This window comes from Methylobacterium terricola, assembly GCF_006151805.1.
In the GTDB taxonomy this organism is placed as follows: domain Bacteria; phylum Pseudomonadota; class Alphaproteobacteria; order Rhizobiales; family Beijerinckiaceae; genus Methylobacterium; species Methylobacterium terricola.
On sequence record NZ_VDDA01000003.1, the window covers coordinates 84,815 to 103,165 of the forward strand.

General features: G+C 71.0%; 17 protein-coding genes. 5 read left to right on the forward strand and 12 right to left on the reverse strand.

What is annotated here, in order from left to right; all coding sequences use genetic code 11:
* The first annotated feature begins 95 nt into the window (after window positions 1-95).
* Together FF100_RS07765 and FF100_RS07770 are read left to right on the forward strand one after the other, a co-directional pair.
* Entirely contained in the window at window positions 96-764 is a 669-nt protein-coding gene (locus tag FF100_RS07765) for a response regulator transcription factor (RefSeq protein WP_139034991.1), read from the forward strand.
* A complete protein-coding gene (locus FF100_RS07770) occupies window positions 761-2,080 on the forward strand; it encodes a sensor histidine kinase (protein WP_139034992.1) in 1,320 nt (439 codons plus the stop codon). The genes FF100_RS07765 and FF100_RS07770 overlap by 4 nt, the downstream gene beginning before the upstream one ends.
* Window positions 2,081-2,263: 183 nt before the next feature.
* Here FF100_RS07770 and FF100_RS07775 read toward each other — a convergent pair whose 3' ends face one another.
* The 12 genes from FF100_RS07775 to argE all read right to left on the reverse strand — a co-directional run bounded on the left by FF100_RS07775 (window position 2,264) and on the right by argE (window position 14,379).
* A complete protein-coding gene (locus tag FF100_RS07775) occupies window positions 2,264-3,010 on the reverse strand; it encodes a YebC/PmpR family DNA-binding transcriptional regulator (protein ID WP_139034993.1) in 747 nt (248 codons plus the stop codon).
* Window positions 3,011-3,202: 192 nt separating this feature from the next.
* Window positions 3,203-4,072 (reverse strand): phosphonate ABC transporter, permease protein PhnE, encoded by an 870-nt coding sequence (gene phnE, locus FF100_RS37555; protein ID WP_246101965.1) that lies wholly within the window; start codon window positions 4,070-4,072, stop codon window positions 3,203-3,205.
* On the reverse strand, window positions 4,069-4,953 hold the full coding sequence (phnE, locus tag FF100_RS37560; protein ID WP_205824787.1) for a phosphonate ABC transporter, permease protein PhnE: 885 nt from the start codon (window positions 4,951-4,953) through the stop codon (window positions 4,069-4,071). Before phnE (FF100_RS37560) ends, phnE (FF100_RS37555) begins: the two co-directional genes overlap by 4 nt.
* A gap of 119 nt (window positions 4,954-5,072) precedes the next feature.
* Window positions 5,073-6,014: a phosphonate ABC transporter substrate-binding protein gene (gene phnD / locus FF100_RS07785; protein ID WP_139034994.1), complete on the reverse strand. Its 942-nt coding sequence runs from the start codon at window positions 6,012-6,014 to the stop codon at window positions 5,073-5,075.
* A gap of 29 nt (window positions 6,015-6,043) precedes the next feature.
* Window positions 6,044-6,865, reverse strand: a complete 822-nt coding sequence (gene phnC, locus FF100_RS07790) for a phosphonate ABC transporter ATP-binding protein (protein ID WP_139034995.1) — start codon at window positions 6,863-6,865, stop codon at window positions 6,044-6,046.
* Window positions 6,866-6,940: 75 nt separating this feature from the next.
* Window positions 6,941-7,558, reverse strand: a complete 618-nt coding sequence (locus FF100_RS07795) for a DapH/DapD/GlmU-related protein (protein ID WP_139034996.1) — start codon at window positions 7,556-7,558, stop codon at window positions 6,941-6,943.
* 5 nt (window positions 7,559-7,563) lie between these two features.
* A complete protein-coding gene (locus FF100_RS07800; protein ID WP_139034997.1) occupies window positions 7,564-8,241 on the reverse strand; it encodes a DUF1045 domain-containing protein in 678 nt (225 codons plus the stop codon).
* Window positions 8,242-8,366: 125 nt separating this feature from the next.
* Entirely contained in the window at window positions 8,367-9,878 is a 1,512-nt protein-coding gene (locus FF100_RS07805; RefSeq protein ID WP_139034998.1) for a fumarate hydratase, read from the reverse strand.
* 232 nt (window positions 9,879-10,110) lie between these two features.
* The gene (locus tag FF100_RS07810) at window positions 10,111-11,265 is read right to left on the reverse strand and encodes a CaiB/BaiF CoA transferase family protein (RefSeq protein WP_139034999.1); all 1,155 of its coding nucleotides are present in this window, start codon (window positions 11,263-11,265) and stop codon (window positions 10,111-10,113) included.
* Window positions 11,266-11,270: 5 nt separating this feature from the next.
* Window positions 11,271-12,707: an aldehyde dehydrogenase family protein gene (locus FF100_RS07815; protein WP_139035000.1), complete on the reverse strand. Its 1,437-nt coding sequence runs from the start codon at window positions 12,705-12,707 to the stop codon at window positions 11,271-11,273.
* Window positions 12,708-12,856: 149 nt separating this feature from the next.
* Window positions 12,857-13,141 carry a hypothetical protein gene (locus tag FF100_RS07820; RefSeq protein WP_139035001.1) on the reverse strand — a complete coding sequence of 95 codons (285 nt, stop codon included), beginning with the start codon at window positions 13,139-13,141 and terminating at the stop codon, window positions 12,857-12,859.
* Window positions 13,142-13,236: 95 nt separating this feature from the next.
* Window positions 13,237-14,379 carry an acetylornithine deacetylase gene (gene argE / locus FF100_RS07825; RefSeq protein WP_139035002.1) on the reverse strand — a complete coding sequence of 381 codons (1,143 nt, stop codon included), beginning with the start codon at window positions 14,377-14,379 and terminating at the stop codon, window positions 13,237-13,239.
* A gap of 347 nt (window positions 14,380-14,726) precedes the next feature.
* Between argE and FF100_RS07830 the strand changes: the two genes are divergently transcribed.
* The 3 genes from FF100_RS07830 (at window position 14,727) to FF100_RS07840 (ending at window position 18,349) form a co-directional block, all read left to right on the forward strand.
* Window positions 14,727-16,316, forward strand: a complete 1,590-nt coding sequence (locus FF100_RS07830) for an ABC transporter substrate-binding protein (RefSeq protein ID WP_205824797.1) — start codon at window positions 14,727-14,729, stop codon at window positions 16,314-16,316.
* 225 nt (window positions 16,317-16,541) lie between these two features.
* Window positions 16,542-17,498 (forward strand): ABC transporter permease, encoded by a 957-nt coding sequence (locus tag FF100_RS07835; protein ID WP_139035004.1) that lies wholly within the window; start codon window positions 16,542-16,544, stop codon window positions 17,496-17,498.
* Window positions 17,495-18,349, forward strand: a complete 855-nt coding sequence (locus tag FF100_RS07840; protein WP_139035005.1) for an ABC transporter permease — start codon at window positions 17,495-17,497, stop codon at window positions 18,347-18,349. The genes FF100_RS07835 and FF100_RS07840 overlap by 4 nt, the downstream gene beginning before the upstream one ends.
* Window positions 18,350-18,351 lie beyond the last annotated feature (2 nt).

Here is an 18,351-nt window from a genome sequence, read left to right on the forward strand (position 1 = left end):
GCCCCGGGAACCGGGCCTGAACCCGCCCGTTCAGGTTCGGTTAAACCGCCGGGACTACGGCGGAATCCGCTTTTGACACTCGGGCCCGGCCACTCATGAAGCTCCTGCTCGTCGAGGACGACGCGGCCCTCGCGGCCGAGATCCTGCGGGTCTTGCGCGCCGAGAACTGCGCCGTCGATCATGCCCGCAACGGCGAGGACGGCGCGCATCTCGGCGATACCGAGACCTACGACGCCGCGGTGCTCGATCTCGGCCTGCCGAAGCGCGACGGGATCGCGGTGCTGCAGGGCTGGCGCGCCGCGGGCCGCACCCTGCCGGTGCTGATCCTCACCGCGCGGGACGCCTGGAGCGACAAGGTGGCGGGCTTCAAGGCCGGCGCCGACGACTATCTGGTGAAGCCGTTCCGGGTCGAGGAGCTGGTGATCCGCCTGCGGGCGCTGGTGCGCCGCGCCGCCGCCCACGGGGCGACCACCGTCGCGTGCGGGCCGGTCAGCTTCGATCCCGGCCTCGGCGCCTTCACCCGCGACGGGCTGCCCCTGAAGCTCACGGCGCTCGAATGGCGGGTCCTGTCCTGCCTGATCCTGCGCCGCGACGGCGTGGTGCCGCGGGGCGAATTGCTGGAGCGGGTCTACGAGGGCGACGCCGAGGTCGATTCGAACTCGGTCGAGGTCATCATCACGCGGTTGCGCCGCAAGATCGCGCCTGCCCGGATCGAGACCGTGCGCGGCCACGGCTACCGGCTGACCGCCGGGGCGGCGGCGTGATCGGCCAGATCGGCTCCCTGCGCCGGCGCCTGCTCCTCGCGGCCCTGGCGCTGATCGCGACCGCGCTCGTGGTGGCGGGCCTCGCCATCGGGCTGATCCTCGCCCGCTTCGTGCGCGGGCAGATCGAGTCCCGGCTCGACGCGCAGATCGTGTCCCTGGTCTCGGGGCTGGAGCCGGGCGAGCCCTTGCGCCTCTCCCGCGACCTCGACCCACCGCCCTTCGACCGGCCGGGCTCGGGCTGGACCTGGCAGATCCGGCGGGGCGAGGCGGTCCTGCGCTCGACGTCTCTCGGAGAGCGCGACCTCGCCGTACCGTCGCGGCCCGCTGAAACCGAGGACCACCCCCATCCGGCGGACGGCACCGGCCCGCGCGGCGAAGCGCTGATCCTCCGCGTGCTGTCCATGCCCGACGGCACCGTGGTGGTGGCGAGCGCGCCGCGGGCCGCCCTCTACGGCCCGCTGCGCGAGGCGGGTGTGGCGCTGGCCGCGAGCCTCGGGATCCTGGGCCTGTGTCTCGCCGCCGGCGCTGTGGCGCAGGTGCGCTTAGGCTTGAGGCCCCTCGACCGGCTGCGCCAGGAGCTGGAAGCCGTGCGGGCGGGCCGGCGCGAGCGGGTGCCCGAGCCCCAGCCCACCGAGATCCGCCCGCTCGCCGGCGAGATCAACGCTCTCCTCGACCAGAACGCGGCACAACTCGCCCAGGCCCGCACCCACGTGGCGAACCTCGCCCATGGCCTGAAGACGCCGCTCGCGACCCTGAGCCTCGCCCTGTCGGAGCCCGGGCGCGACCCGGACGGGCGCTTGGGCCATCTCGTCGGCAGCCTCGACCGCGGGGTCCGCCACCACCTGCGCCGGGCCCGCAGCGCGGCGCTGACCGGCGCGACGCGACTGCGCACGGAGCTGGCCGGGCCGGTCTCCGACCTCGCGGGCGCCCTCGAACGGCTCCACGCCGAGAAGGGCGTGCGGGTGACCTGCACCGTTCCCGCCGGTCTCGCCGCGGCCTGCGACCCGCAGGATCTCGACGAGATGCTGGGCAACCTGATCGACAATGCCTGCACGTGGTGCGCGGGCGCGGTGCGGGTCTCGGCGGAAGCCGCGGGAAGCGACGTGGTGGTGACGATCGAGGATGACGGCCCGGGCCTCGGCCCGGAGGCGCTGGCGGCGGTGGCCCAGCGCGGCCGGCGCCTCGACGAGACCGTGCCGGGCCACGGCTTCGGCCTCGCCATCACCACGGAGCTGGCGGAGCTCTACGGCGGCGGGCTGGCGCTCGACCGGTCGGGGATGGGGGGCTTGCGGGCGCGGCTGCGGATCCCGGCGTGAGCGGGGGCAAGGTCGCGCGGTGCAAGGAGCGACGGCCGCCGCGCGAGACCCCTCCCCCCTCTGCGGGGGAGGGGTCAGGCGAGGTGGCTGTCGCTCCTGCAGCCTTTCGTGTCGTGCACCGTGGACGGGGTGGATCCTCGGGAATCAGGATCCGCACGTGTGCAGGCGCACGCGTACCGGACCTTACCCCTGCATCTTCGCCATCATCGCGTCCGACACCGCGAAGTTGACGAACACGTTCTGCACGTCGTCCTGGTCCTCGATCGTCTCGACGAGGCGGATGAGCTTCTCGGCGGTCTCGTCGTCGACGTCGACGGTGTTCTGGGCGCGCCAGATCAGGGCGGTGCGGCGCGGCTCGCCGAAGCGGGCCTCGAGGGTCTTCGAGACCTCGCCCATCGCCCCCTGCTCGCAGATGACCTCGTGGCCGGTCTCGTCGGACTTCACGTCGTCGGCGCCGGCCTCGATGGCGGCTTCCAGCATCGTGTCGGCGTCGGCCACCTTGGCGTCGAAGGCGACGAGGCCGACATGGTCGAACATGAACGACACCGCGCCGGTCTCGGCGAGGCTGCCGCCGGACTTGGTGAAGGCCGAGCGCACGTCGGAGGCGGTGCGGTTGCGGTTGTCGGTCTGCGCCTCGACGATCAGGGCGGCGCCGCCGGGGCCGTAGCCCTCGTAGCGGACCTCCTCGTAGTTCTCCGCGTCGCCGCCGGCCGCCTTCTTGATGGCGCGCTCGATGTTGTCCTTGGGCATGTTCTCGGCCCGGGCCGCCAGGATGGCGGCGCGCAGGCGCGGGTTCATCGACGGGTCCGGCGTGCCGAGCTTGGCCGCGACCGTGATCTCTCGGGCAAGCTTGGAGAACACCTTCGAGCGGACCGCGTCGACGCGGCCCTTGCGGTGCATGATGTTCTTGAACTGTGAATGCCCGGCCATGCTGCTCCCCGGCGGAATGATCGTCCTTGCGCGCGGAGAGCGCCCGGCGGGGCTCTCGACGCCGCGAGGGACGCGTGAGACAGCCGGCTTATAGGCGCCCGCCCCGGGGGAAGACAATCGCGCCGCGCGAGGTTTTCGCTGGCCTTCGCAGGCGCGAAAGCGTGGTGGAATCAGGGGCCTAACCGCGCGGGGTCAGGGCGCCGCGCCCCCGATGATCGCCCGGCGCAGGCGGCCCGAGACGAGGTCGATCAGCGCCACGGTGACGAGGATCATCAGCACCAGGACGGCGACCTGCTGCATCTCCAGCACCCGGATCAGCTCGGTCAGGTACTGGCCGATGCCGCCGGCCCCGACGATGCCGATGATGGTGGCCGAGCGGGTGTTCGATTCGAAGAAGTACAGCACCTGGCTCGCCAGCACCGGCAGCACCGCCGGCACCAGGCCGAACCGGACCCGGTGCAGCCGCCCGCCGCCCGACGCGGTCACGCCCTCCTGCGCCTTGCGGTCGGCGGTCTCGATCGCCTCGGAGAACAGCTTGCCGAAGGCGCCGAAATCCGAGCACGCGATGGCGAGCGCACCGGCGAACGGCCCGAGGCCGACGACGTTGATCCAGATCAGGGCCCAGATCAGCACGTCGACCGAGCGGATCACGTCGAAGCCGCGGCGCACCCCGAAGCGCAGGAACGGGTTCGGCACCACGTTGCGGGCGGCGAGGAACGCCACCGGGAAGGCGAGGCAGGCCGCCGTCAGCGTGCCCAGGAAGGCGATCGCCAGGGTCTCCCCGAGGGCGGTCAGGAACAGGAAGAAGCGCCCGTCGGCCGAGGGCGGCAGCATCATGCCGGCGAACTCGCCCAACCGATGCAGGCCGTGGAGGATGCGCAGCAGCGAGAAATCGAGCCGCAGCATCGCGACCACCGCGAGGCCGATGACGAGAGCGAGGGTGCCGAGCATCGCGGCGCGGCGCGACCACGACGGCCGGAAGACCTTCGGGTGGCGGCTTCGCAGGCCGTCGAGGTCGGCGAGGGCGGCCTGCCGGAGGGCGGACGGCGGACGGGGTCTCACGCGTGGGCCTCCCGGCCGAGGAGGTGGTGGCGCAGCCGCTCGGTGGCGAGGTCGATCGTCACCACGGTGAGGATGATGAGGAGCAGGATCGCGCTCACGTCCGAATAGTAGAAGTTGCGGATCGCGACCAGGAATTCCTGGCCGATGCCGCCGGCCCCGACGAAGCCCATCACGCCCGCGCCGCGCACGTTGATCTCGAAGCGCAGCAGCGCGTAGGAGGCGAAGTTGGAGAGCACCTGCGGCACCACCGCGAAGCGCACGGTCTGGACGAAGCCGGCGCCGGTGCCGGTCAGGCCCTCGACCGGCTTCATGTCGATGTTCTCGACGACTTCCGAGAACAGCTTGCCGAGCGCGCCGGTGGTGTGGATCGCGATGGCGAGCACGCCGACCATCGGCCCGAGCCCGAAGGCGATCACGAAGATCAGCGCGAACACCACCTCGGGCACCGTGCGGCACAGTTCCAGGAAGCGCCGGGTGGCGAAGCGCAAGGGTGCGGAGCGCACCAGGTTCGCCGAGGCGAGGAAGCACAGGCCGAACGCCGCGATGCCGCCGAGCAGCGTGCCGAGATAGGCCATCAGCAGCGTCTCGGCGAGGAGCCCGAGCCATTTCGGCAGGCCCCAGTACCAGGACGCCACGTCCGCCGGCAGGTTCGCCAGGGTCAGCGGCGGCAGGATCTGGGCGATATAGGCGGTGAAGTTCTGGATGTTGTCGAGAAAGGTGAGCGGCCGCACCTCCGCCATCCAGCCGGCGAGCCAGTACAACGCCACGATCGCGACGAACACCGCCAGGGTGCGCCGGCGCGAGGCGGCGACGGCGCCGGCGTAAGTCGCGAGCAGTGTTCGCTCGCGGTCGGGGGGGAGTTTGTCGATGCGGACGGTCACGGGGTGTCGGATCTCCGGTGCCGAACAAGCGCCCTGGCGTTCGGGATGCCATTCCAGGGAGACGGTCGAGCGCAGGTTTCTCCTCTCCCCGCGGGCGGGGAGAGGAGATGACCCGCGCGTCACGACCGCTTGCGCTGCTCGTCGTTGTGGCGGAGCATCTCGATGATCGGCTGATAGTCCTTCAGCGTCACCGGGGTGAGATCGAGATCCTTGCCGTCGGAGAGCTTGTCGAAGGCAGCCTTGTCCTTTTTCGGCAGGTCGACGAAGGCCTGGCGGATCGTCTGCTTGAGATCGTCCGGCAGGTTGGCGAGGACGGCGAACGGGCCCTCGGGCAGGAACTCGGACTTGAAGACGATGCGGAAATCCGACTGCGTCATCGGCGAGCCGTCGGCCTTCTTCAGCATGCCCTTGGTCAGCATCCGGGACAGGTTGCTGTCGGTGTCGGAGTTCCAGAAGTTGGCGGCGGCATCCGCGGTGCCCTGGGCGAGCGCCAGCACGGCGTTCTCGTGGCTGCCGGCGTAGAAGGTCTTGCCGAAGAACTTGTCGACGTCGTGGCCGGCCTTGTGCAGGAAGAAGCGCGGCGCCTGGTTGCCGGACGTCGAGTTCGGATCGACGAGGGCGAGGCTCTTGCCCTTCAGGTCCTCGATCGTCTTGTACGGGCTGTCGGCACGCACGTAGATCACCGAGTAGTAGCCCGAGACGCCGGTCTCGTGCTTCTGGTTGACCAGTGGCTCGATCTTCACGCCGGTGATGACCGCGCGGGCGAAGGAGGCCGGGCCGTAGAATCCGATCTGGATGTTGCCGGCGCGCTGGCCCTCGATCACCGCCGCGTAGTCGTTGGCGACCCGCAGCTTCACCGGGACGCCGAGTTCCTTGGTGAGATAGGCGGTCAGCGGCGTCCAGCGGTCGACGGTGCCGGAGGCGTTCTCGGCCGGGATCACGCCCAGCGTCAGCTCCGGGTACTTCGCCTTCCAGTCCTGGCCCGAGGAATTTTGCGCGACGGCGGGGCCGGCGGCGAGCAGCAGGGCGGCGGCGCCCACGAGGGTACGACGGTTCAGCATCGATCGAATCCTTCTGGAAACGGGAAAATCTAGGCGCTCAGCGCCTCGGCGTGGCGGAGCGGGGCCCGCACCGGCCGCGGCGGCGTCTCGGGCTCGCCCCGGTCCATCACCTCGCCGGCCTCGAGGCCGTAGAGGGTGCGGGCGACGTCCTCGGTGAGGTCGAAGCCGCGGCCGTCGAACACCACCCGGCCCTCCGAGAGGCCGATCAGCCGGTCGCAATAGGCGCGGGCGAGGTCGAGGGAGTGCAGGTTGCAGAGCACCGTGATACCGTAGCGCCGGTTGGCGTCGGCGAGCGCATCCATCACCAGGCGGGTGTTGCGCGGGTCGAGGGAGGCCACCGGCTCGTCGGCCAGGATGATCTCCGGCTCCTGCACCAGGGCGCGGGCGATGGCGACCCGCTGCTGCTGGCCGCCCGACAGCTGGTCGGCCCGGTTGGCGGCGAACCCGCCCATGTCGAAATTCTCGAGCGCGGCGAGGGCCAGCGCCCGGTCCTCCTCGCTCCACAATTTGAGCAGCGAGCGGTGGGTCGGCACCTGGTTGAGCCGGCCCATCAGCACGTTCGTCATCACGTCGAGCCGGCCGACGAGGTTGAACTGCTGGAAGATCATCGCGCAGCGGGCGCGCCAGGCCCGCAACTCGCGGCCGCGTAACCGCGTCACGTCGGTGCCGTCGTAGAGGATGCGACCGCCGGTCGGATCGGCGAGGCGGTTGAGCATCCGCAGCAGGGTCGACTTGCCGGCGCCCGAGCGCCCGATCACGCCGACGAAGCTGCCGCGCGCGATGGAGAGGCTGACGCCGTCCACGGCACGGCGCGCCCCGTATTGGCGCGTGAGGTTCTCGACAACCAGCATCCGCTCGCCCGTCTCCACTGTTCGAGCGGACGTAAACGCCGGTTCAACGACAGGAGGATGACAACTCGTTCGTGTTTAGCCGGCGTATTTATTCAGGAAGGCGTCGATCGGCAGGGCGCGGAAGTCGGGAAGCGCGTGACGCAGGCGGTCGTGGTCCCAGTCCCACCAGCCCAAGGCCAGCAGGCGCGCGGCTTCGGCCTCGTCGAAGCGGCGGCGCACCGGCCGCGCCGGGTTGCCGACCACGATGGTGTAGGGTTCGACATCCCGGGTGACGATGGCACCCGCCCCGACGACCGCGCCGGTGCCGATGCTGCGCCCGGGCAGCACCACGACCCCGTGGCCGATCCAGACGTCGTGGCCGATCGTCACCGGGCTCGCCCTCCGGCGATCGAAGAAGTCCGCCTCGTTCGATTCGTCGGGCCAGTACGAGGCGGCGCGGTAGGTGAAGTGGCTCTGCGAGGCCCGCTCCATCGGGTGGTTGCCCGGGTTGATCCGCACCATCGCGGCAATCGAGCAGAACTTGCCGATCGTGGTGTAGATCACCTCGCCGTCGTTGCCGATGTAGGAATAGTCGTCGAGCACCGTCTCGGTGAGCCGGGTGCGGGGGCCGATCTCGGTGTAGCGGCCGAGCCGGCACTCCCGCACCGAGGCGGTCGGATCGATGGCGGGTTCGAGGCCCAGTTGTCCGGCCATGGCGGTCAGCCTCCGAATGCGACGCGATGCAGCACCCGGAACGGTCCGGCGCCGTCCTGGCGCAGCACCGACAGGGCGTCGAGGGTCAGCGGTGTGCCCGCGCCGTAGGCCTTCTCCAGACGCTCGCGCCAGGACGCCCGCGCCTCCTCCGGCAGGGCGTCGGTCAGGGTCATGTGGAAGCGGAAGTCCTCGAAGACGTGGGGGTAGCCCCAGCGCGCCAGGAGCGCCCGGCCGCGGGGGCTCAGGCGCTCGGGCTTGCGGCGCGCGGTCTCGGCCTCGGTCAGGGGGGCGCGGAACGGCTCGAAGGCGGCGACGCATTCGGCCGCGAACAGACCGAGCTCCGGCGGCGCGGCCTGCGGGATCAGCGCCGTGAACGCGCCGAGCGTCGCGACCCGCAACGGGCCGACCGGCACGGGCGGGTGATCCGCCGCCACCATCTCGGCTGCGGCGAGAAGGTCGGCCTCGGTCGCCTCGGGCCTCAGGCGCATCGGCGCCTTCAGGGTGGCATGGAAGCCGTAGAGCCGGGGGGAATCGGTCACGCCCGCGAGGTCGGCCATCCCGTCGGGACGGGGGACCTCGGCGCCGGTATGGTTGTCAGTGCCGAGGACGGCGTTGCCGAACCGGGCGAGGTCCGAGCCGGGCGGCGGCGTGAAGTAGAGGGCGTAGCGCGTCGTGCCGGTCACGCGTGTCTCCTTGGGCCGCCCGATTCAGCACGCGCGCGTGACTGAACGGTGACAGTGGAGGACAGACGCGAGGATGCCGGGGATTAACCCTCCCCCGCAGAGGGGGGAGGGAGAAACCCGCGCCCTTATGCCGGCGCCATCTCCCGCACCGGCCGGCGCCAGCGGGCCGGGCCGTCGCGGTGGACCGAGGTGCCGGCGGCGTCGACCGCGACCGTCACCGGCATGTCCTCGACGACGAATTCGTGGATCGCCTCCATGCCGAGATCGGCGAAGGCGAGCACCCGGGCCGACTTGATCGCCTTCGAGACGAGGTAGGCCGCGCCCCCGACCGCGATCAGGTAGGCGGCGCCGTGGCGGGCGATGGTCTCGACGGCGGCCGGCCCCCGCTCGGCCTTGCCGACCATGACAAGGAGGCCGGTCCGCGACAGGATCGGCTCCAGGAACTTGTCCATTCTCGTCGCGGTGGTGGGGCCGGCGGGACCGACCGCCTCGTCGCCGACCGCATCCACCGGGCCGACATAGTAGATCGCCCGGTCGCGCAGATCGACCGGCAGCGGCTCGCCGGCCTCCAGCATCCGGGTCAGGCGCAGATGCGCCGCGTCGCGCCCGGTGAGCAGGCGGCCCGACAGCAGCAGGGTCTCGCCGGCGCGCCAGGTCGCCACCTCCTCGCGGGTCAGCCGGTCGAGATCGACCCGCCGCCCGGCCGCCGCGGCGACGCTGATGTCCTGCGGCCAGAGGTCGAGGGAAGGCGGGGTGAACACGGCCGGGCCGCTGCCGTCGAGGGTGAAATGGGCGTGCCGGTCGGCGGCGCATTGCGGGATCAGGCCGACCGGAAGCGAGGCGGCATGGACCGGGAAGGTCTTGAGCTTCACATCCAACACGGTGGTGAGGCCGCCGAGCCCCTGCGCGCCGATGCCGAGCGCGTTGACCCGCTCGAAGATCTCGAGCCGCAGTTCCTCCTCCTTGGACGCGGGGCCGCGGGTGCGGATCTGCGGCAGGTCGATCGGATCGAGGAGTGAGAGCTTGGCCAGCGTCATCGCCTTCTCGGGCGAGCCGCCGACGCCGATGCCGAGCATGCCGGGCGGGCACCAGCCGGCGCCGAGCGTCTCGACGGTGCGCACGACCCAGTCGGCGACGGAATCGCTCGGGTTGAGGGCGGCGAATTTCGCCTTGTTCTCCGAGCCGCCGCCCTTGGCCGCGACGTGGACCTCGACGGTATCGCCGGCCACCATCTCGACGTGGAGCATGGCGGGAGCGTTGTCGCCGGTGTTGCGGCGACCGAACAACGGCTCGGAGACGACCGAGGCGCGCAACGGGTTGCGCTCCTCGCGCCAGGCGCGGCGCACGCCCTCGTCGACGATGGCCTGGAGCGAGCGGTTCGAGACGATGCGGGCGCCGAGCCCGACCTTCATGAAGACCTGCGCCGTGCCGGTATCCTGGCAGATCGGCCGCCGGCCGAAGGCGGCCATGCGCGAATTGACCAGGATCTGCGCCATCGCATCCCGGGCCGCCGGGCTGTCTTCGCGCCGCCAGGCCTCGGCGAGGTTCTCGATGTAATCCGCCGGGTGGTAGTACGAGATGAATTGCAGGGCGTCGGCGATGGAGGCGACCAGGTCTTCTTCGCGGATGGTGGCCATGGTTGTCCTCCCGGGGGTTCGTTATGAAGTTCGTCTGATCTGTACCGCTTCAACATGCACTGCGTCATCCCGGGGCCGCGCAGCGGAGCCCGGGATCCAGAAGCTCAGGCCGTTCAGAAAGAAGCGGAGGGCATTCCGCCTGATCCTGTACCATCCGCGGCTCTGGATCCCGGGCTCCGCTGCGCGGCCCCGGGATGACCCTGAGAGGTTGAGAGGGCTCAGCCCTGACCGTCTACGCCGCAAACTCCCGCCGGATCGCCTCGCTGTGCTCGCCGATTCCCGGCACCCGGCCCATGAGCGGCGCCTGCCCGTTGCGGAGCGCCGGCGGCGCGACGATCGAGGCCGGGCCGGCGTCGGTCTCGACGGTCACCCGCCGGAGCGCCGGGTGCGAGACGAGGTCGGCCAGGCCGTTGACGAAGCCGTAGGCCGTGCCTGCGGCTCTGAGCCGGTCGGCCGCCTCGTCGCGGCCGAGCTCCGCGAAGACCCGCGCCACCACCGCATCGACCTCGGGCCGGTTCGCCACCCGGGCGTTGTTGCTCTCGAAGCCGATGCGCGAGGGCAGGTCGGGCTGGCGCAGGAACGCGGTGCAGAACCGGGCCCATTCGCGCTCGTTCTGGATCGAGATCAGCACCAGGGCCCCGTCCCGGGTCGGGAAGGCGCCGTAGGGGCAGATCGACGGGTGGGCGAGCCCCACCCGCTGCGGCGCCCGGCCGGTGCCCTCGAAGTAGAGCAGCGGCACGTTCATCCAGTCGGCCATGCCGTCGAACAGGCTGACCTCGAGCTTCGCACCCTCGCCGGTGATGCCGCGGGCGATCAGCGCCTCCAGCACCGCCGCATGGGCCGCCATGCCGCAGGCGATGTCGCAGACCGACACCCCGACCCGGCCGGGGCCGGCAGGATGACCGGTGATCTCGGCCAAGCCGCTCTCCGCCTGGACCAGCAGGTCGTAGGCCTTCATGTCCGAATACGCGTGCCCGGAACCGTAGCCGGTGACGTCGACGGTGATGAGCCGCGGATAGCGGGCCCGCAGCGCGTCCGAGCCGAACCCGGCCCGGGCCGCGGCGCCGGGCGCGAGGTTCTGGATGAACACGTCGGCCTGGGCGAGGACGGCGTGGAGGAGCCGGGCATCGCCCGGATCCTTGATGTCGGCGACCAGGCTTTCCTTGCCGCGGTTGAGCCAGACGAAGTAGCTCGCCAGGCCGTTGACCGCAGCATCGTAGCCGCGGGCGAAATCGCCCTCCGGCCGCTCGATCTTGATGACGCGGGCGCCCGCATCGGCGAGGCGCGAGGAGCAGTAGGGGGCTGCCACCGCCTGCTCGAGCGCCACCACGGTCAGGCCGCTGAGCGGCCGGACCCCGTTCCCCGCTGCCAAAGTCCCCGCTGCCATGATCGTCAGACCCCGTGCTTGATCGCGATCATCTTCATGGCGCCGAAGCCGTAGAGCGCCTCGAAGCCCTTCTCCCGGCCGTGGCCCGAGCCCTTCACGCCGCCGAAGGGCAGCTCGACGCCGCCGCCCGCGCCGTAATTGTTGACGAAGACCTGGCCCGACTTGATGCCCTTCGACAGGCGCAAGGCCTTGCCGAGATCCTGGGTCCAGATGCCGGCGGCGAGCCCGTACTCGGTGCCGTTCGCCACCTTCAGCGCCTCGGCCTCGTCGCGCACCCGGATCGCCACCAGGACCGGCCCGAAGATCTCTTCCTGCGCCAGGCGGTGGTCCGGCGGCACGTCGCCGATCAGGGTCGGGCGGACGTAGTAGCCGTCGCCCGGAACGTTGGTGCCGAGTTCGCCCTCGGCCAGGATGGTCAGGCCGTCGCGGCGGGCGAGATCGATGTAGCTCTGCACCCGCTCGCACTGCTTGGCGTTGACCACGGGGCCGAGGTCGAGGTCCTGCTCGCCCGAGCCGACCCGCAGGTCCTTGAAGCGCTTCGCGAGGTCGGCGGTGAAGCTGTCGTAGATCTTATCCTCGATCACCACCCGCGAGCCCGCCGAGCAGGTCTGGCCGGCATTCTGGGTGATCGCCTTCACGATGACGGTGCCGGCCTCCGACAGGTCGGCGTCGGCGAAGACCACCTGGGGCGACTTGCCGCCGAGTTCGAGCGTCACCGGAATGGTGTTCTTGGCCGCCGCAGACTGGATCAGCACCCCGACCTCGCGCGAGCCGGTGAAGCTGATGTGGTGGATGCCCGTGTGCGAGGCGAGCGCCGCGCCCGCCTCCTCGCCGAGGCCCGTCACCACGTTGAGGCTGCCGGCCGGGAAGCCGGCCTCGGCCGCGAGCGTGGCCAGGTGCAAAGCCGAGAGCGAGGTGTCCTCGGCGGGCTTGAGCACCACGGCGTTGCCCATGGCGAGCGCCGGGGCGACCGAGCGGCCGGTCATCTGGAGGGGGTAGTTCCACGGCACGATCACGCCGACGACGCCGTGCGGCTCGTAGACGGTCATGACGGTGAAGCCGTTCTGGAACGGGATCGTGTCGCCGTGGACCTTGTCGGCGGCGCCGCCGTAATACTCGAAGTAGCGGGCGCAGACCTGGGCGTCGTTGCGGGCGAGGGTCATCGGCTTGCCGACATCCTCGCTCTCCATCTTGGCCAGGATCTCGGCGTCGCGGCGGATCAGCTCGGCGAGCTTCAGCATCAGCCGGCCGCGGGAGGCGGCGTCGAGCCGGCCCCACTCGCCGTCCATGGCGGCGTGGCCGGCCTTGACGGCGTCGTCGATCTCCTTGGCGCCGCCGCGGGCGATGCGGGCCATCTCCTGGCCGTGCGACGGGTTGAGGACCGGCAGGGTCGCCTCGCCGCCGACCCAGGTGCCGCCGATGAAGTGCTGATGGGCGTTCATGCGTGTCCCTCCCGTGGCGGCCGGCCGCCGGTGTCGCGGCAGCCGGCCTGCTGTTGAGCGCGGTGTTACCGCGCCCGGAGGAGGGATTCCAATATCATCGACGGACGGGCGCGATAGAATCCGGATATGGCGCCGGTCCGTCGGCGCCGTTACCGGCTGCCGCTGCCGCTGCTGCCCTGCGGCACCGCGCGGGAGGGCTGGCCGGCATTGCCGCCCGCCGCCGAGCTGCCGGTGACCGTCGAGGCCCCGGTGGGCCCGGGCGCCACCACGCCGCCGGCGCCGCCGCCGGTGTTGTTCGGCGTCGGCGCGACGGTGCCGGTGGCGGCGGGGCCGGTGCGCATGGTGCCGGGAGCCGTGGACGGGGCGGCTGTCTGGGCCGAGGCCGCACCGGCGACGAGAAGGCCGGCGGCGAGTCCTGTGAGAATCGAACGCATGTTGCTCTCCTGTCGGATCCCAGGTTGGTTAGATCCTGACCTCGACAACGCGCGCCCGCTGGTCCGGTTCGTCTGTGTTTGACTGGGTTTTGTGCTCAAGCCTGATCGGCGATCACCCGGCGCAGCATGGCGCAGCAGGCCTCCAGATCGGCGAGACCGATCGATTCGTCGGGCCGATGCGCCTCGGCGATGCGACCCGGGCCGCAGATGATCGACGGGATGCCGGCCGCCTGGAACAGGCCGGCCTCGGTGCCGTAGCTCACCGCCCCGAGGGCGGCGTGGCCGGACCAGGCCTCGGCCAGGCCGCGCAAGGGGGCGTCGTCGGCCAGATCGAGGGCGGGGTAGAGCGACAGGATCTCGCTCTCGACGGCGACCGCCCGCCCGGCGGCCTGGAGCGGCGCCACGAGGTCCGCGATGCCGGCCTGGAGCGCGTCGTGGACCGTCATCGGGTCGGTGCCCGGCACCGCGCGGGCCTCCCACTCGACCCGGCAGGTATCCGGCACGACGTTGACCCCGGTGCCCCCGGCGATCACCCCCACCTGGAGGGTCGAGGAGGCCGGCTCGAACAGCGGGTGGAACGGCCCCTCGCGCAGGAAGCGCTCGTGCGTCGCCCGCACCAGCCCGACGATGTCGGCGGCCAGATGCACGGCGTTGTCGGCGAGGTCGGGCCGCGAGGAATGGCCGGCCCGGCCGCGCACGGTCAGGCGCCCGGCGACCTTGCCCTTGTGGCGCAGGACCGGCCGCATCTCCGAAGGCTCGCCGACGATGCAGCCGAGCGGGGTCGCGCAGAGCTCGGGCAGCCGGGCGATCATGTGGCGGACGCCGACGCAGCCGACCTCCTCGTCGTAGGAGAGAGCCAGATGGATCGGCCGGCGCAACGGGGCCGCCACCATCTCGGGCACCAGGGCGAGCATGCAGGCGACGAAGCCCTTCATGTCGACGGCACCGCGGCCGACCAGACGGTCGCCCATCCGCCGCAGGGCGAAGGGGTCGCCGGTCCAGCCCTCGCCGGCCGGCACCACGTCGAGATGGCCCGACAGCACGATTCCCGGCACGTCGCGCGGGCCGATCGTGGCGAACAGGTTGGCGCGGTCGCCCTCCGGCCCCGGCAGCACGGCCGCCTCGACGCCATGGCGGGCGAGGTGGTCGCGCACCAGCGCGACGATCCCGCCATTCGGGGTGCGGCAGACCGAGGGGATCGCGACGAGGTCGGACAGGAGGGCGGCGGCGTCGGTCATCGGGGGCTCTCGCGGTGGCTCGGATCCGCAGACTCATAGCCCGGACCGGCGGCCGCGCCGTCACGATGCCGGGCGTCCGGATGGCAGAACCTGCCGCAGGAGCCGCCCGGCACGGCAGGAAGACGCGGCCGCCGGCGCGGCGGATGCCAAGATCCGTCCAAGTTGGCGGAGGTGTATTCTGATTGTTGACAATCCTACGAAGATGGTGCTGATTGTTTGTGCCGGACGGAACATGCCCAAAAATTCGGCGGTGCAGCATCGGACGATCGCACCGCACCAGGGACGGCACCACCAGGCTCGCCGAGGGGAAGACGATGTCGCAACGGGATGCAGACGCCTTTGAGACCATGAGCCCGGCCGATCGCGGCCGCGTCCTCGACGGCCTGCGCCGGGGCGCGTCGCGGCGCGACATCCTGGGCCTGCTCGGGACCGCCGGCATGGGCCTGATGGCCGGCGGCGCGGTGTTCGGCAGCGCCACGCAGGCGCTGGCCCAGACCCCGAAGCGCGGCGGCAGCATCCGCGTCTGCACCTATACCAGCTCGACGGCCGACACCCTCGACCCGGCCAAGCAGACGAACGCGAGCGACTACGTCCGCTGCAACTTCTTCTACAACAAGCTTGTCCACATCGACGCGACCGGCGCCCCGACCCCGGAGCTGGCCGAGAGCTTCGACAGCCGGGACGCCCAGACCTGGACCTTCAAGATCCGCAAGGGCGTGACCTTCCACGACGGCAAGTCGCTGACGGCCGAGGACGTGGTCTACTCGCTCAAGCGCCACCTCGACCCGGCGGTCGGCTCCAAGGCCAACACGCTGGCCAAGCAAATGACCTCGATCGAGGCCCCGAGCCCGAACGAGGTCACCATCGTGCTCTCGGGCGCCAATGCCGACTGGCCGGTCATCCTCGGCACCGCGCATTTCCACATCGTCCAGTCCGGGACGACGGACTTCTCGAAGGGCATCGGCACCGGCCCGTTCACCTGCAAGGAGTTCATCCCGGGCGTCCGCACCATCGCGCTGCGCAACGCGAATTACTGGCGCCAGCCCGGCCCGTTCCTCGACAGCATCGAGTTCTTCGGCCTGCCCGACGAGCAGGCGCGGCTGAACGCCCTCCTGTCCGGCGACGTGCAGATCGCCGCGGTGATCAACCCGCGCTCGCTGCGGGTGATCGAGGGCGCCGGCGGCTTCGGCGTGCTCGAGACCAAGGCCGGGCTCTACACCGACCTGATCGCCCGCCTCGACGAGGGCCCGGGCGCCAACCCGGACTTCGTGCTCGGCATGAAGTACCTGCTCAACCGCGCCCAGATGAAGACCGCGATCTTCCGCGGCTACGCCGAGGTCGCCAACGACCACCCGATCCCGTCCTCGAACCGCTACTACGCCGCCGACATCCCGCAGCGGCCCTTCGACCCCGAGAAGGCGAAGTTCCACTTCAACAAGGCCGGGGTGCTCGGCTCGACCATCCCGCTCGTCGCCTCGCCGGCGGCCGACGCCTCGGTCGAGATGGCGGTGCTGCTGCAGCAGGAAGCCAAGAAGCTCGGCCTCAATATCGACGTCCAGCGGGTGCCGTCCGACGGCTACTGGTCGAACTACTGGATGAAGAGCCCGTTCTGCTTCGGTAACATCAACCCGCGGCCGACCGCCGACCTGCTGTTCAGCCTGTTCTTCAAGTCCGACGCGAACTGGAACGAGTCGCGCTGGAAGAACCCGACCTTCGACCAGCTGATCGTCGCCGCCCGGGCCGAGCGCGACGAGGCCAAGCGCAAGCAGATGTACCACGACGCGCAGGTGCTGGTGCATGACGGCGCCGGCATCGGCATCCCGGCCTTCATCAGCAACCTCGACTGCTATTCCAGCAAGATCAAGGGCCTACGCCCGATGCCGACCGGCGGCCTGATGGGCTACACCTTCGGCGAGTATGTCTGGCTCGACGCGTAAACCCGTCGACCAAGGATCGGAGGGAGCGTCGCGTCTCCCTCCCCTTGCGTCGTCCCGGGACGAGCCGTGGCGAGAACCCGGGACGACACGGCGGGCCGTCCATCCGCCGCATTCATATCGAGCGGATCACCCGGCCTCGCCCAGAGGCACCCCACTTGCACCCTTGGACTTAGCACCACCACGCCCGCCCGTGAGGGCCGGCCACCTCAGGATCAGGGAGGGCGCATGAGCCGCCGCATGGTGAAGCTGATCGCGGGCCGCGTGCTCGTCGCCCTCGCGACGCTGCTCTTCGTCTCGGCGGTCGTGTTCGGGGCGACCCAGCTCCTGCCGGGCGACGTCGCCCAGGCGATCCTCGGCCAGAGCGCGACGCCGGAGGCGGTGGCGGGCCTGCGCCACGCGCTGGGCCTCGACGTGCCGGCGCTGCAGCGCTTCGTGTCCTGGCTCGGCGGGCTCCTCACCGGGGATGCCGGCCTCTCCCTCGTCAACCGCCAGCCGGTCGGCGACCTGATCTGGGCCCGGCTGTCGAACTCGCTCATCCTGGCGGGCATCGTGGCGGCGATCTCGGTGCCGCTCGCCCTGACGCTGGGCATCACCGCGGCGGTCTGGCGCGGCTCGCTCTACGACCGGGCGGTCGGCGTGGTGACGATCTCGGCGGTGTCGATCCCCGAATTCCTGGTCGCCACCCTGGCGGTGCTGATCTTCGCCGTGCACCTGCAATGGCTGCCGGCCCTGTCCTTCATGCCGCGCTCGGCGACGCCGCTGCAATTCCTGCGCGCCGTGGCGATGCCGGTGATGACCCTGTCCTTCGTCGTCATCACCCAGATGGTGCGGATGACCCGCGCGGCGGTGATCGAGGCGCTGAAGTCGCCTTACGTCGAGATGGCGGCCCTCAAGGGCGCGAGCCCGGCGCGGGTGGTCCTGCGCCACGTCCTGCCGAACACCGTCGGGGCCATCGCCAACGCGGTCGCGCTGAGCCTGTCGTACCTGCTCGGCGGCGTCATCATCGTCGAGACGATCTTCAACTATCCGGGCATCGCCAAGCTGATGGTCGACAGCGTGTCGATGCGCGACATGCCGGTCGTGCAGGCCTGCGCCATCGTGTTCTGCGCCGTCTACCTGCTGCTGGTGACCACCGCCGACATCGTCGCGATCCTGTCCAACCCGAGGCTGCGCCACTCATGAGCGAGACCGTGACCGACACCGCCCCGGCCGCGGCCCGGCCGCGCCTGCGTCTCAACCCCGTCGCCGGCCTCGGCGCCGCCATCGTCCTCACCGGCATCGTCCTGGCGGTGTTCGGCCAGGCGCTCAGCCCCTACGATGCCGGCGCGATCGTCGATGTCGACGTGTTCGGGCCGATCAGCCGGGCCTATCCGCTGGGCACCGACTATCTCGGCCGCGACATGCTGAGCCGCATCCTGCTCGGCGCCCGCTACACGGTCGGCATCGCGGCGCTCGCGACGGCTCTGGCCTGCACGATGGGCATCGGGCTCGGGCTGTTCGCGGCCGTCGTCGGCGGCTGGACCGACAGCGCCCTGAGCCGCCTCCTCGACGCCCTGACCTCGATCCCCTCGAAGATGATGGCGCTCGTGCTGATCGCCGGCCTCGGCTCGTCGCTGCCGATCCTGGTGCTGACCATGGCGTTCATCTACGTGCCGGGCTGCTACCGCATCACCCGGGCGCTCGCGGTCAACATCGCGGCGGAGGACTTCGTGCTCGCCGCGCGTGCCCGCGGCGAGGGCCGCCTCCACATCATGCTGCGCGAGGTGATGCCCAACATGGTCGGGCCGCTCGCCACCGATTTCGGCCTGCGCTTCGTCTTCGTGGTGCTGCTCCTGTCGAGCCTGTCGTTCCTCGGCCTCGGCGTGCAGCCGCCTTACGCCGATTGGGGCTCGCTGGTGCGCGAGAACATCGCGGGCTTGAGCTACGGCGCCCCGGCGGTGGTGATGCCGGCGGTCGCCATCGCGATCCTGACCATCGGGGTGAACCTCCTGGTCGACAACCTGCCCGGCCGGGCGCGAGCGGGAGGGCACTGATC

Excerpts from the sequence above, each read along its gene's own strand:
- FF100_RS07765 (WP_139034991.1), top strand. The coding sequence starts at position 96 with ATGAAGCTCCTGCTCGTCGAGGACGACGCGGCCCTCGCGGCCGAGATC.
- FF100_RS07775 (WP_139034993.1), bottom strand. The coding sequence starts at position 3,010 with ATGGCCGGGCATTCACAGTTCAAGAACATCATGCACCGCAAGGGCCGC.
- phnD (WP_139034994.1), bottom strand. The coding sequence starts at position 6,014 with ATGCTGAACCGTCGTACCCTCGTGGGCGCCGCCGCCCTGCTGCTCGCC.
- phnC (WP_139034995.1), bottom strand. The coding sequence starts at position 6,865 with ATGCTGGTTGTCGAGAACCTCACGCGCCAATACGGGGCGCGCCGTGCC.
- FF100_RS07795 (WP_139034996.1), bottom strand. The coding sequence starts at position 7,558 with ATGGCCGGACAACTGGGCCTCGAACCCGCCATCGATCCGACCGCCTCG.
- FF100_RS07805 (WP_139034998.1), bottom strand. The coding sequence starts at position 9,878 with ATGGCCACCATCCGCGAAGAAGACCTGGTCGCCTCCATCGCCGACGCC.
- FF100_RS07810 (WP_139034999.1), bottom strand. The coding sequence starts at position 11,265 with ATGGCAGCGGGGACTTTGGCAGCGGGGAACGGGGTCCGGCCGCTCAGC.
- FF100_RS07815 (WP_139035000.1), bottom strand. The coding sequence starts at position 12,707 with ATGAACGCCCATCAGCACTTCATCGGCGGCACCTGGGTCGGCGGCGAG.
- FF100_RS07820 (WP_139035001.1), bottom strand. The coding sequence starts at position 13,141 with ATGCGTTCGATTCTCACAGGACTCGCCGCCGGCCTTCTCGTCGCCGGT.
- argE (WP_139035002.1), bottom strand. The coding sequence starts at position 14,379 with ATGACCGACGCCGCCGCCCTCCTGTCCGACCTCGTCGCGATCCCCTCG.
- FF100_RS07830 (WP_205824797.1), top strand. The coding sequence starts at position 14,727 with ATGAGCCCGGCCGATCGCGGCCGCGTCCTCGACGGCCTGCGCCGGGGC.
- FF100_RS07835 (WP_139035004.1), top strand. The coding sequence starts at position 16,542 with ATGAGCCGCCGCATGGTGAAGCTGATCGCGGGCCGCGTGCTCGTCGCC.
- FF100_RS07840 (WP_139035005.1), top strand. The coding sequence starts at position 17,495 with ATGAGCGAGACCGTGACCGACACCGCCCCGGCCGCGGCCCGGCCGCGC.